We start from the raw sequence: 14,431 nt of genomic DNA on the forward strand, positions 1-14,431 counted from the left end.
ATGTCAAATCCCCTGTTACAGCAACTCGCCATAGCGCTTGACATATGCCTTCTTAAGGCTTGTCGCCAGCGCCATGTACAGCAAGACGCACGGAATCAGGAACAGGAAGTACTCAATGGGCAAGGCACCCAGACCCAACGTGGGTCCAAGCGGGCTAAATGGAATCGCCGTGAGCAGCGCGATGCCCGTCATCGTGAGCAGCATCACCGGCGCCGAGGCGCGGCTCTGGATAAACGGCAGCTTGGGCGTGCGGATCATATGAATAACCAGCGTCTGGCTCCACATGGACTCGACAAACCAACCGGCCTGGAACAGCGCGATATATGCCAGCTGCATCTGCCCCAGCGCAGCGCCCGAGTAAACATGCGCCAGATCGTTAAACAGCACGCCGTGGCTCACAAACAGCGGGCAGAAAACAAAGTACATAAAGATGTAGGTCATAAAGTCGAAGATGGAGCTGGTGGGACCGATCCAGATCATGAACCTGCCGACACTCGACGCATCCCAGGTACGCGGCACGCGCAGGAACTCCTCGTCCACGTTATCCCAGGGAATCGCCAGGCAGCTGCAGTCATAAATCAAGTTGAGCAAAATCAGCTGGATGCTCATCATGGGCAAAAACGGCAGCAGGGCAGACGCGGCAAGCACGCTAAACATGTTGCCGAAGTTAGAGCTCGCGGTCATCTTGATGTACTTGATCATGTTAGCGTAGGTCTTACGCCCCTCGATGATGCCCTCCTCGAGCACCATCAGGTCCTTCTCGAGCAAAATAATGTCCGCCGACTCCTTGGCAACGTCGACAGCGGTATCGACCGAGATTCCGATATCGGACGACTTCATGGCCGAGGCATCATTGATGCCGTCACCCATATAGCCCACAACATGCCCGTTGTCGCGCAGAACGGAGACGACACGCGCCTTTTGGTCGGGCGTGAGCTTGGCAAACACCTGCACGTCCTCGGCGCGGCGGGCGAGCTCCGCATCATCCATGGCGGCAATATCGCTGCCCAGCAGCATGTTGTTGACCTGCAGCCCCACCTGCTTGCAGATGGTACGCGTGACCTTCTCGTTGTCTCCGGTCAAAATCTTGGTGGCGACGCCATGATTGCGCAGTGCCTCGATAGCATCGGCCGTCGACTCTTTAGGCGGATCCAAAAACGCCAGATAGCCGATTAGGACCATATCGCACTCGTCTTGGGCGCTAAAGGCGCCGACCGGCGAAGGATTGGACTTTTGCGCAATCGCCAACACGCGAAAACCGTCGTCGTTCAGATCGGCGACCGTTGCAAGGATGCGCTCGCGCACTTTGCCATCCAGCACGCGAACCGCACCATCGATCTCGGCATGCGAGCACACCGAGAGCATTTCCTCGACAGCGCCCTTGGTGACCATCTGAATCTTGCCGCTGCGATCGCGCACCACGGTGGTAAGGCGACGGCGCGCAAAATCAAACGGCACCTCGTCGACCTTTACGTATGCCTCCGAAAGATCGGTGAGACTCGGGTCGTTTTGCTCCTCTTCCTCGGTGCACTTGATAATCGCCAGGTCCATGAGGTTCTTGTAGCCCGTCTGGAAATAGCTGTTGAGATAGGCGTGGCGCAAAACGCGCGAATCCTCCTGACCGTTGATATTCCAGTGATACTCCAGCACCACCTGGTCCTGCGTCAGCGTGCCGGTCTTGTCCGTGCACAGCACGTCCATGGCGCCAAAGTTCTGAATCGAGTTGAGGTTCTTAACGATGGTCTGTTTTTTGCTCATGGCAACTGCGCCCTTGGCAAGGCACGTGGTGACAATCATAGGCAGCATCTCGGGCGTAAGACCCACGGCAATGCTGATGGCAAAGAGGCCGGCATCGAGCCAGTTGCCCTTGGTAACGCCGTTAATCAAAAAGACGAATGGGACCATCACCATCATAAAGCGGATGAGCACCCACGAGACGCCATTGACGCCTTTGGAAAAGCTGGTCTCCACGGCGTCATCCGAAAGGCTCGACGCCATCGAACCAAACAGAGTCTGCTCGCCCACGCTAAAGACGGCTGCGGTCGCGCTGCCCGAGATCACGCTGCTGCCCATAAGGGCGATATTCTCGAACGACGTTGCCGAATCGGATTCTACACAGGTCGTGGGCATTTTCTCGACAGGCTCGCTCTCACCCGTCAGGCTGGCCTGGCTCACAAAGAGGTCCTTGGCCTCGATGATTCTCACATCCGCAGGGATCATGTCGCCAGCGGAAAGGTGCACAATGTCGCCGACCACCACATCGTCGATGGGAATCTCCTCCTTGGGAGCACCCTTTCGAGTGACCGTCACGGTCGTCGTGATCATGTCGAGCAGCTTTTCGGCCGCGTTGCCGCTACGCGCCTCCTGGATATAGCGCAACGTGCCCGAAAGCACCACCATCGTGGTGATGATAATCACGGTCAGCGGATCGAAATCTTCCGGCACGCTCCCCATAAGCGAAAGGGCGGGAAACACCATGTCCGTTGCCGCCGAGATAATGGCCAGGAAAAATAGGATTGCCGTAAAGGGGTTGACGAAGGCGTCTGCGAGCCTGCGGGCCAGCGACTTATTCTTGCCGCGCGTGACCACGTTGCGCCCGTTGTCCGCCTCACTGTGTGCGACCTCGTCGCGATCCAGACCACCCAGGTTGGACCCGACCCATGTCATAGCATCGCTCAGCGGAATGGTCGCCGCATACTGGATGCGCCCCTCCGCACGATGCCGAATCAAATCGTGCTGCGCTTGAGCCGTCGAAGCCGCACGGTGCATGGTTAACATCTTCACTTACTACGCTCCGTTCTATCGATTGCATGCAGAGCAACTTAGCTGCGGCGGTCCTTAACAAGATGGGACCGCGGCGACGCACACCGCCCTGCGCTTCCGGTACTGTCACTGCCGCTCAAGGTCCTCACCTCTCCTTCGCGTCTGCGACTGTTCACAGCATAGAAAAGCCGCAAGACCAGGCACATGGCTGGTTTCTTGCGGCTTTCTTGCGATTCGGCAAGGATTGTTCTGCTGCTTTCTATTGGCGGGGGCAATAGGCCAAAGCGTCATTCCGTCATCTTGTAGCCCACGCCCCACACGGTTAGCAGGTAGCGCGGGTTGTCGGGCTCGGGCTCGATCTTCTTTCGAATCTTTCGGACAAAGGCCATGATGTTGCTGTCGTCGAGCAAATACTCGTCCCGCCACACCGCTCGATAGATTTCTTCCTTGCTAAGGACCGTGCCCCTATTGGTGGCCAAAAAGGCAAGGATGTCAAACTCCTTGGGCGTGAGCGAGGCGGGTACACCCAAGACCTTCACGGTGCGCGAAGCCAGGTCAATCGACAGCCCGTCGATAACGATGGGCTCTGCGGCGGAACCCGGCTGCGAACCCGCGAGCATGAGTTCGACGGATGTGAGTCTGCCCGACGCGATATCGGCAAATATAGGCGCAAGCTCGTGGGCGGCGGCACTGCCGGACGAGAACAGCGCACCGCTGAGCTCGGCGGCCTCGGCGGGCGTGATCGCTATGTTGGTTCTGTTCGTTTGCATAGAACCACCCTAGAACAAACTGCTCGCACGGGACAGGTAGACCCGCTTGATGACCGAAACGACAACAAGGTACAGCACACTGAGCAGTGCGACGACGCCCAAATACCACGCCGGTAAAGCGGCAAGACCGATCAGTTGCACCGCCGGACCCAGTGCGAGTAAGGCAGACGCGACAAGCATGATGCCGACCATCATCGCGAGCAAACGGCGCGGGCGATCAGCCCCGCGAACGCATCGTGTTCGCAAGACCAAAAGCACCAGCGACTCGGTCCATGCGCACTCCAGCAGCCAACCTGCTTGGAACATGGCAATAAAGGCCGCCCTACCCGCGTCGTCCAACGCCATAAAAGATGCACCGCATACGGCGGGGCACACGCCAAAGAACAAAATGGCAAAGGTGATGATGTCAAAGGCCGAGCTCGCAAAGCCAAAATGGAGCATAAAGCCACCCAGGCCCTTGCCCGACCATGCCTTGGGGCGAGCAATCTCCTCGCCGTCAACGTTATCCCACGACAACGCCAGGCAGGTCGCGTCGTAAAGCAAGTTGAGCAAAAGCAGCTGAGTAGCGGTCGCCGGCACAAAGGGCAAGAAGATGCTGGCGGCAGCCACCGAACAAATATTGCCAAAGTTAGAACTCGACGCGATGCGGATGTACTTGGAGGCGTTGGCGAACGAGGCCCTGCCCTCGCGTACGCCCTCGGCAACGACGCCCAGGTCGCGCTCGAGCAGCACGAGGTCGGCAACCTTCTTGGACTCGGCGGCGGCAGAATCCACAACGATACCGACGTCTGCCGCCGTAAGCGCCGGCACGTCATTCACGCCGTCGCCGATATAGCCGACGGCATGGCCCGAAAGCCGGATGAGCCCTACGATACGCGCCTTTTGCGCGGGCGTGAGCTCGGCAAAGACGCGAGTCTGCCCCACCTGGATAAGCGCCTCGGACTCCTCCATGGCATCGAGCATGGCACCCGTGATGACGTTACCGGCGGGAATCCCAAGGCGTTTACAGGTAGAACGAGCGACCGACGCCGAATCACCGGTCAGCACGCGCACCTCGACAGACAGGTCGGAAAGTGACCGAATGGCAGCGTGGGCGCTAGCCTTTGGTCGGTCGAAGAAGCCCAGAAAACCGCACAGCACCAGACCGTCCCAACCCGCCGCCGTCGTACTGTAGGCGACAGCGAGCACTTTGATGCCATCGGCACGCATATCCTCGGCAACCTCGTAGGCGCTCTGGCGCCCTTCTTCATTCATGGGAACGAGCTCGCCTTTAAAGCTCGCCCAGTCGCAATGTGCGCAAACGCTTTCGACCTCGCCCTTAACGATGGTCAGGCGACTGTCGGGACGAGCAGGCAGCCCCAGACACCCAAGTGCCCCCGGTGTGGTGCCGAGCTTAACGCCCGACGCCTTGACAACGTGATCAAAGGGATCGGACGCATACAGGGTAAATGAATGACCAAGATCTTTGGCAGCAAGGCGAAGCTCGGGTGCGGCACACGCATCGGCAATAGCCCGGTTAAGTTGATTGGCGACGGTCCCCTGATTCATACTCTCGAGATACGCCAAGTTGAGGGTCTGCTCGCTCTCGTTGCCCAGGATATCGGTGTAGTACTCAAGCACCGCGACATCTTCTGTCAGCGTTCCCGTCTTGTCCACGCACACTACGTCCATGGAGCCCAGCGACTCCATGGCATCGACGTTCTTAACGATGACTTGCTTGTTTTTGAGACGACGGGCGCTGCCCGACAGACAGACGCTCGTAACGACTGGAAGCATTTCGGGAACCAGACCAACGGCCGTTCCCAAAGCAAACAGCAGCGCTTGCGCCCAGTCGCCCAACACGACGCCACGAATCGTAATGACAAACGGCAACACAATCAGCATGCACTTGACTAAAGCCGCGCAAATGCTCTTGGCCCCAACATTAAACTGCGTGGCAGGGCGGGCGCGCCGGCACGGCACGGCCTCATCCTTGTCGGCACATGCAAGAACGGTTGCCGAGGCCTTGCCATCAACAATAGTCGTCCCTGCGCGAACGGTCTCGCCCTCCCGCTTTGCGGTCTGGCCACTCTCGCCTGTAAGCGATGACTCGGAAACAAGAATGTGATTGCCCTGGGCAAGAATCGCATCGACCGGGCAGAGCATGCCAGCGTACAAGCGAATCACATCGCCAGGCACAAGCCGGTCGGCATTGATTTGAACCCAGCATGCGTCAACACGCTTCCAAACGGCCGCATGGCTCGCCCTCAGCATATGGCGATTGAAGGTGCGCATAGCCTCATTTTCATAGAACAGACGCACCAAGCCGCCGACCAGCCACATTGCAAACAACACAGTAGGCGCGAACACCCCCGTCTGGCCCTGCGCCTGCGGAACGACATCGACCAAAAAAGCCAAACCGGCCAGCGCAAGCAACAGGGACGAGAACGGATTGAAAAATGATTTTTTAATCATCAGAGCCTCTTTCTAGCATGGATTCGATTGTATCCGAGGCATATACCGGTATCCCCGCCCCACTCCTTGCGACTTCCTTGCTTTTACATGCAACACATGTGACACAGGAACGGCCCCTTTGCCTTATTCCTTGATTTCCGGTTACCGCACACAAAGAACAAACGCCTGCTAATCATTTACGCTCAGGGACATGTGTACGCCACAGACGGAAAACGATGGGGATCGAGGGCTTCGCGCAGCAGCTCACCGAACATGACAAGAAGTGCATCCAGTGATACTGCACATACCCAAAATCGCAGCAACTGTCCTCGTCATGGCGTTCGCAGTATGTCTGCTGAGGCTGCCACTCCGCATGACCAACGACATCGTATTTCGCCAAAAGGGTTTCCAACCAGCGGGAATGTATTCCGCAATCACACTCCCCGCAATCGCACTCACCATCTTTTGCTAATGCGCCCTTGCACCGCGCTTTGGGATGCAGGACAAACAGTGAAAGGAGCTGCAAGCAGGTTTACACTCTAGCTGCTGCTCTCAAACGCCGTCTACATCTCGAGGTCTAATACTTTTCCCGAGAAGTGAACGGCTGTATTTGGGCCCCCGAAACATCGACATTTTTAGACGTTAAAACCGCAGGATTCGACTGGCAAAACCGCAGGAAATTGCACGCCAAAAGTGCCGATGCTTCGGGGGTCCGTTTTCACTCGTTCACTTCTCGGGAAAAGTATTTGACATCGATTTCGCAAGGGCCCCAATATGGCAAAGGGGCAGTCTCCTGCCGCATAACGAGGCGCCCTATTGTCACTGGCAGAATCCATCCGAGGACTGTAAGGGGCACGCATTCCATAAGAGTTGAATCCAACAGCTAAAACCGATTCCACATGCATGAAAACGCGCTCGGTATCAGGCAAAAAGCAGTGATGGCAAGGAGAGACGTCCCATTGCGACGGGCGCGAAAAGCATCCTTGCCAACGCCCAGGCAGCGCATCGTATGCTCGGCAGGACCATCTGGCAAGCCGACATGGCAAACCCATCGAGCTGCCATGACACTTTAGCCGCATGACCATGCACTCATCGATGGCGGGATTCTCTATACTGAGTCACATATGACGGTATCGCGCCAAAGGAGAACGCCGTGACCACGTCGCAGATATCCCTGCTCGCGCTCATCTCGGTTGGAGGCATCGGCATCCTGCTTATCGGAATGAGCACGCTCATGAAAGCCGCCGCCCGCAGGAAAGCCAAGGCCTGCACCGCTATGATCATGGGAACGGTCATTGACCACCGCTTTATGGGCGAAGGCAGAATGTATCCCGTTTTGGAGTACACCGTCGACGGCACGCGGTACCACGTGAGAAAACAATTCCGCGGCGTAAAGACCAAAAGCTTGTCGGGACTCCCCGTCCGCACGCAAAGCGCGGCGTACGAAGACGCCAAGGGCTGGTTGCACGTACAGACAGGACCCATCACACGCCTAGATACTCTCGCAGAGCAGCTTTGGCCCCTCGGCAGCCAAATGACTGTGCACTACAACCCCAGCAGCCCAGACAAGAGCTATGTCGAGCGCCCTATCGTGGGCGACTTTGCCACGCTGATATTTAACATCGCGGGTATCTTGCTCATCGCGCTGAGTATTTTGCTCTATGTTCTTATCCAGCGCTAGCTCAGACTGATACATCCCGCGCGCCGCGCGCCACAACGACCGCCACGACACCAAGGACCAGCTATGGCAACACTCTCCGAACAAGAACGTAAGCGCATCCAGCGATACTGCATTTGCCCAAAGGTTGCCGGCGCGGCGCTTGCCATGGCATTCGTGCTGCCCTTATCGATCATTCCTTTCGAAATGGTCGACGACATCGTCTTCCATCACGAAGGCTTCCAAGAGACAGGCATGATGACCGCCTTGGTGCTCACCGCCATCGAGCTCGTTATATTCTGCTACTGCGCTCTCGCCCCGCGCTTTGGCATGCGTGGCAAGCAGTGGAAGGAAATGCAGCGCCGGCTCGCCGTCGAGCAGAGCGAGAAAGACCGCTCGGCACAAATCGCAGGCGTTGTTGGCACGCAGGCCGCCGCGCGCCTGCTCAAGAACAGCGACAACGAGACCGCGCGCAACCTGGGCGGCGCGGCAGAAGTCGCCGCTGCCGTAGGCGCCGTCGCCACCGCGGCAGACGTGCTTACCGAGAGCTTCGCCAACGCAAAGGCTATGGCAGAGGCCTGTGGCGTGCCTGTCCCCCGTGCAAAGAAGTGGGTCATCGCGCTTGTGGCGCTGCCCCTCGCGATCGTATGCGGCGCCTATATCCCGCAGCTGGCGCAGGGAAACATCGAGATGCAGGAGAACGCCGCGGCCGCGGCTGAGCAGATCGCCATTGCTCGCAAGGCATTAGAGCCCTCATGCGAGTACGTGTCCGCCGATGACCCCTACGAGCGATATCAAGATTACGGCTATCACGTCCGCGGTTATCTGCACGACGGCGACTCCGATACCCAAAAGACCTATACGTACCTGGATTTTGACAACAAGGGGACACTCACGGAAGTGAGCTACGCGGCAGAGGTCGACCCCGGCGCGAGCCTCGAGGACAACCTCGCCCGTATCGAGCTCGATCTTGACGAGCTTTCCTCTGTTGTCCAAACCATAGACGTCAAGACCACAAGCCCCGAGCTCCTAGCACCGCAGAAGCTCCCCGAAGAGTTTAGGCAAGCTTTTTTGAACGGCTCGCTCTACGAGAGAATCTCTATCAGGACGAGTGACGACCCTATTAAAGCGTATTACTCGTTTGACACGGATCCCGAGGACGAGTTTGACGAGTACACCCATCCAACCATCCGCATCACGCTGATGGGCAAAACGAACTAGGTGCAGGGAGATGAATGTGACAAAGGGACTGTCCCTTTGTCACATTATTCGGAGCGTAGGGCTTCCACGGGGTCTTTCTTGGATGCGCTACGGGCCGGCAGCAGGCCGGCGACAACCGTCAACAGCACCGAAATCGCGATGAGCACCAGCGCATCCTGCACGGGCAGGCTCATCAAGTTGGGGACCTGTTTGGCAGCAAGCGCCCAGGCATTGACCGGAAAGCTCACGACAACCACGACGGCAACGGCAAAGACGCCGGCAATGAGGCCCTCGATGAAGGTCTCGGCATTGAACACGTTGGCCACATTGCGCTTCGACGCGCCAATCGCACGCAGGATGCCAATCTCCTTTTTACGCTCCAGTACGCTGATGTAGGTGATGATGCCGATCATGATGGAGCTGACGACCAAGCTGATGCTCACAAATGCGATGAGTACCAAGCTGATGGTGTTCACGATGTCAGTTACCGAGCCCATGATGATGCCCATGTAGTCGGTGTACGAGATTGCCTGCTCATCGTGTCCAGCAGCTTTGACCTGCTTGTTGTACGCATCGATGTAATCGAGCACGCGCTCCTTGGCCTCAAAGTCGCGCGGGAAAATCTTGACCGAGATAGGGTCCGCCTCGTCCGCATAGCCCAACGTGGTCAGATTGTTGTCGTAGGTGAGCTTCGACGCCTTGGCATAGCTCATCATGAGCGAACTCAGGTCCTCGGCGTCCATGTTGAAATGGATGGCACGCGCAAAGGCGCTCGCATCCACACGCATAGCGCTCGCCAGGTTGGCAAAACTCGATGACATCTGCGTCGCCATCTGGCCCATGAGCCCTGCCGCGCCCGCCTTGAGCTGGGACGATACCGTCGACGCTATCTGCTCGCTGATCGTCTTCATGACCTGGTCCATAGCCTGCTGCAGATACGGAGCCAGCTGCTTTTGCACATAGTCGGTCATCGCCTGCTGCAGGCGCTCGGCCAGGGCATCGCCGCCCAGCGCCCTGAGCTGAGCCAGGCATTGCTGGGCTGCGGCATCATTCTCAAGATACGACGAGAATGCGGCAGCAAGCTTTGACGCGTCCTTAAGATCATCGGGCGTCAGTGCCTTAAACTGATCAGACTGCAAAAAGCCCTCAAACAGCTGGTTGGCTAGTGTTCCCACCTGCTGCATTTGCTCGGGCGTAAGTTCCAGACCGTCAAAGATACCCGAGAAATCGGGGGCCGGCGCTTTGGCCATGATGTCACTAAAGTCGATGTCCTTACCAACGCCCGAAAGGTCAATGTTCAGCCCGGACAAATCGATACCAGAAAGGTCGACACCGCCCGCCGCGCCCGAGAGCGCAGATGCATCGAACGAGAACGCACTTTTGAGCGTCGCCTCGTCCACGCTGAACATACTGCCCAGATCCACGCCCTGCTTGGCCTCGCCTTGCAGTTCGTCGAAAGACTTGCCCGTAAAGACATCCGTCTCGGGGTGGGCAAGCTGCTCTTGCACAATCTGCGAATCGGCGGCACGCTCCATAAGCTGGCGAGTCAGTGCATGCGTATAGGCAATGCCCGGAGACAATGCACTCGCATTGGCCGTCTCGTTAGGTCGCACCACGCCCACAATACGCACGTCAATGCCGTCGGCAACCTTGGCCGTCATAAAGTCGGCGTCGCCAGACATGTCAGTCCACATGCCGGTCTCTTCGTTTTTACGATAGGCATCGGCCGGCGACAGCACCTTAAACGTCGTGGACAGCGCATCGTCGTAGGTAAAGTCGCCGCCGGTCTTGGGCGTCTCAACCTTGCCATCGGCCGTCATGGCGCTGTTAACCAGGTCGTTGAGCTCATCGATATCCAGCGCACCGATGCTGTAGAGCGTGTAGTCGCCCACCGTGCCGCGGCTCGAAAGTACCATCACGGCTTCGTTGGCAGACGTGGGCCAATGGCCGGCGACGACATCGTACTGGCTGTCGAGCAGGCTCTGGTCGTCAATCATCTCGTTAAAGACCGAGGTTCCCATGGAATCCATGCTCACCGTTGCCGCCGAACTTGCGCCGCCGCTCATGGCCTCGGTCATAGCGTTGGGCACCAGCCGGACAGGCTTCTCATCGTCCTTGCCCGCACGATAGACAACCGGCGTCACGCCGTAGCCGTACTGGATAGCGTTGACCTCTTTATTGATACCGTCGCCGTCGTCGTCAAGCCATGCCTTAAAGCTTGTCATATCGTTAGATTTAACACTTGCGAACATGTCCTTTACGGCTGTGACCACAGGGATCTTGTCGGTTCCCTTAGCTTTGCCACCGGTAGCGTCATCGGACGAGCCCTCGCCCTTGGACGCCTCCTCATCGGTAGCCCCATGGCCGCCCATCATGGACGACAGGTCGTAGTCTTGTTTGGAAATCGTCAGCGGGTAGCTCGAGAGCGTGTCCTCCTCGACCTTTTTGATGTAGTCGTTTACGCCGTTGGACAGCGCCAGGATCGCCGCAATGCCGATAATGCCAATCGAGCCCGCAAAGGCCGTCATGGCCGTGCGACCCTTCTTGGTCATGAGGTTTCGGGCAGAAAGCCCCAGCGCCGTCACAAAGCTCATCGAGGTTTTGCGCGTGGGCTTGGCCTCGCGACGCGCGGCCTCGGCAGCATCAAAGGGATCTGAATCGTCGGTGATCTTGCCGTCCGCCAGGGTGACGATGCGCGTGGCGTACTTGTACGCCAGCTCGGGATTGTGCGTGACCATGATGACCAGACGGTCGCGCGCAACGTCCTTGAGCAAATCCATGACCTGCACGGATGTCGTTGAGTCCAAGGCGCCGGTCGGCTCGTCAGCCAGCACAATCTCGGGATCGTTGATCAGGGCGCGGGCAATAGCCACGCGCTGCATCTGGCCGCCCGATAGCTGGCTCGGGCGCTTGTTAACGTGCTCGCCCAGACCGACTGCCTCAAGCGCCTTGCGTGCACGCTGGCGGCGCTCGGCATGCCCCACGCCCGTGAGCGTAAGCGCCAATTCCACGTTTTCCAAAATGGTCTGATGCGGAATGAGGTTGTAGCTCTGAAACACAAAGCCAATGCGATTGTTTCTGTAGGCATCCCAATCGCGGTCGCTGAAGTCCTTGGTCGAGATGCCATCGATCAACAGGTCGCCGGAATCGAAATGGTCGAGTCCACCAATGACGTTGAGCATCGTAGTTTTACCCGAACCCGAGGGACCCAGGATGGCTACAAACTCGTTATCGCGAAAAGACAGGCTTACGCTGTCGAGCGCTACCTGCGTAAACGACTGCGTAACGTACCTTTTGCAAATATCTCTGAGATCCAGCATGGACGGCAACCTCTCTCGCGCGGGCGCGCTCGCCCGCTCCCCCGCCGTTCACGTTCGGCGCGCTTGTCCTACTCTATCCTCATTTTTGGCCGATACCAGTGAGGAATGTAACGAACCGCGCCAAAAAACGAACGGGACAGCACGCCGCATGGCGCACCATCCCGCATATAACATCCCCGATGTGACAAAGAGGCTGTCACTTTTTCACATTCCAATGCGCGCTACTTTTCGAGCCCGCACGGCATAACGTTAGCGCTGCCGCGGCGAGCCTCAGTCACGGCTGCAAAGAAGCGATAGCCGCCCGAGAAGTTAAAGCACTCAAAGCCATGCTGCGCCAAAATGCGGCAAGCAATGTAGCTGCGAATGCCGCTCTGGCAAATTACGTAGACCGGCTTGGCCCGGTCGAGCTCGCCCAGGCGATTGCGCAGATCATCGACGGGAATGTTTACGAAACCATCGATATGCCCGCGCTCATACTCCCCTTCCGTACGAACATCGAGCAGCTGCACGCTGCCATCGCGTGGCAAGTTGGGCTCATCCTCCCAATGCCACTGCGCCAGTATGCCGCGATTGAGGTTCTCGATCATAAAGCCCGCCATATTGACGGGATCCTTCGCCGATGAGTACGGCGGCGCGTATGCTAGGTCCAAATCCTTAAGCCTATCGCCGCGCATGCCTGCCTGGATGGCAGTCGCCAGAACGTCGATACACTTGTCCACACCATCGATGCCCACGATTTGCGCACCCAGCAGGCGCAATCCCTGCTTCTCGAAGATAACCTTCATGGTCATGGGCGTTGCACCCGGATAATAACCCGCATGCGAACCGGGCGACAGGACCACGCTGTCGCAGTCAATTCCCGCCGCGTGTGCTGCCTTTTCGGATAGTCCCGTGCTTGCCGCCGTCAAGTCGAATACCTTGATAATCGATGAGCCCAACGATCCGCGGTAGCAGCTGTCCATGCCGGCTATGACATCGGCAACGACACGCCCCTGCTTGTTGGCGGGGCCGGCGAGCGAAATGACCGCGTCCTCGCCGGTCACCTGATGCGTGACCTGCGCGGCATCGCCCACGGCATACACGTCGGCAGCAGAGGTCTCCATGCGGTCGTTGACCACAATAGCCCCCTTGATGCCCAGTTCGAGCCCCGCCTCTTGCGCCAGATGGCTCTCAGGTGCCACGCCAATGGCAAGCAGCACCATATCGGCTCCGATAGGGTCATCGCCCGCAACATGGGTGACAACGCGGCCATCAACTTCCTCAAAACCTGTCACATCGGCCTTGAGGCGCAGATCAATACCGTGCTCACGCACCTCGGTATGCAAAAGGGTCGCCATGTCGTAATCCAGGTTGTTCATAAGCTGGACGGGACGCTGCAGAAGGGTCACCTGGAGCCCTAGCTCGCACAGATTCTCCGCCGTCTCGACGCCAATGAAGCCGCCGCCGATCACGACGGCACTGCTCGGTCGCCGCTCTCGAACATAGCTGTGAATACGCAGCGTGTCCTCAACGGTGCGTAGGCTAAAGATTTTATCCGAGTCGATGCCCGGCAACGCAGGGCGAATCGGCTTTGCACCCGGCGACAGGATGAGCTTGTCATACGTCTCGACAAATTCCTCGCCCGTCAGCATATTGCGAACCTCGACCGTATGCGAATCGGGATGGATGGCAAACACCTCGTGACTCGTCTTGACCGCAATGCGAAAGCGATCCCAAAATCCCTTGGGAGACTGCAGCGTCAATGCACTCTCTTCTTCTATCACGCCGCCAATGTAGTACGGAAGCCCACAGTTGGCATACGATACAAAACCCGTGCGCTCAAAGATGACAATTTGGGCCTGCTCGTCGAGCCTGCGCAAACGTGCCGCCGCCGATGCGCCGCCCGCGACGCCTCCAACGATAACCACCTTCATAGCTAACGCACCACCTTTCCCGTATAGCCGCTTATGCCGCCGATATTCTTGACACTGCCATACCCAGAACGCTTAAGAAAACTCACAGCTTGGTTGCTTCGCGCACCACTCAGGCAATGCACGAAAAGCTGCGTGCCCTTGTCTGGATACAGCTCAAGCACCTGGTTGATACGATCGAGCGGAACGTTGACGCTGCCCGGAATGTGGCCCTGTCCATACTCGTCAGCACTCCTCACGTCGAGCAGCACCGCCCCCTTAGAAGCCTTCCATTCCTGGACGCCCACATTCATGTCCAGTCCTGCAAACAAATCAAACAATCCCATAGCGCACTCCTTTGCTGGTTGCTTTGGGCAAGTATGCCAAGGCACTGCGGTC

At 57.9% G+C, this 14,431-nt stretch carries 8 protein-coding genes; 2 read left to right on the forward strand and 6 right to left on the reverse strand.

The window, feature by feature from the left end:
- Positions 1 to 15: 15 nt before the first annotated feature.
- The 3 genes from mgtA to DW171_RS04160 form a co-directional block, all read right to left on the reverse strand.
- Complete coding sequence (mgtA, locus tag DW171_RS04150; RefSeq protein ID WP_118270539.1) at positions 16 to 2,778, reverse strand: magnesium-translocating P-type ATPase; 2,763 nt, start codon at positions 2,776 to 2,778, stop codon at positions 16 to 18.
- Positions 2,779 to 3,050: 272 nt separating this feature from the next.
- Positions 3,051 to 3,533 carry a winged helix-turn-helix domain-containing protein gene (locus tag DW171_RS04155; protein ID WP_118270504.1) on the reverse strand — a complete coding sequence of 161 codons (483 nt, stop codon included), beginning with the start codon at positions 3,531 to 3,533 and terminating at the stop codon, positions 3,051 to 3,053.
- Between the two features lie 9 nt (positions 3,534 to 3,542).
- Complete coding sequence (locus DW171_RS04160; RefSeq protein ID WP_118270505.1) at positions 3,543 to 5,987, reverse strand: HAD-IC family P-type ATPase; 2,445 nt, start codon at positions 5,985 to 5,987, stop codon at positions 3,543 to 3,545.
- Between the two features lie 1,132 nt (positions 5,988 to 7,119).
- Here DW171_RS04160 and DW171_RS04170 point away from each other — a divergent pair.
- Together DW171_RS04170 and DW171_RS04175 are read left to right on the forward strand one after the other, a co-directional pair.
- Positions 7,120 to 7,647 carry a DUF3592 domain-containing protein gene (locus DW171_RS04170; RefSeq protein ID WP_118270507.1) on the forward strand — a complete coding sequence of 176 codons (528 nt, stop codon included), beginning with the start codon at positions 7,120 to 7,122 and terminating at the stop codon, positions 7,645 to 7,647.
- 63 nt (positions 7,648 to 7,710) lie between these two features.
- Entirely contained in the window at positions 7,711 to 8,844 is a 1,134-nt protein-coding gene (locus DW171_RS04175; RefSeq protein WP_118270508.1) for a hypothetical protein, read from the forward strand.
- Positions 8,845 to 8,888: 44 nt separating this feature from the next.
- On the opposite strand, the gene DW171_RS04180 is transcribed toward DW171_RS04175, so the two are convergent.
- The 3 genes from DW171_RS04180 to DW171_RS04190 all read right to left on the reverse strand — a co-directional run bounded on the left by DW171_RS04180 (position 8,889) and on the right by DW171_RS04190 (position 14,379).
- Positions 8,889 to 12,143, reverse strand: a complete 3,255-nt coding sequence (locus DW171_RS04180; protein ID WP_118270509.1) for an ABC transporter ATP-binding protein/permease — start codon at positions 12,141 to 12,143, stop codon at positions 8,889 to 8,891.
- Positions 12,144 to 12,364: 221 nt separating this feature from the next.
- The gene (locus DW171_RS04185) at positions 12,365 to 14,056 is read right to left on the reverse strand and encodes an FAD-dependent oxidoreductase (RefSeq protein WP_117798075.1); all 1,692 of its coding nucleotides are present in this window, start codon (positions 14,054 to 14,056) and stop codon (positions 12,365 to 12,367) included.
- Between the two features lie 2 nt (positions 14,057 to 14,058).
- Complete coding sequence (locus DW171_RS04190; protein ID WP_118270510.1) at positions 14,059 to 14,379, reverse strand: rhodanese-like domain-containing protein; 321 nt, start codon at positions 14,377 to 14,379, stop codon at positions 14,059 to 14,061.
- Between the last annotated feature and the right edge of the window lie 52 nt (positions 14,380 to 14,431).

The organism is Collinsella sp. AM15-2, assembly GCF_003471985.1.
Lineage (GTDB): Bacteria > Actinomycetota > Coriobacteriia > Coriobacteriales > Coriobacteriaceae > Collinsella.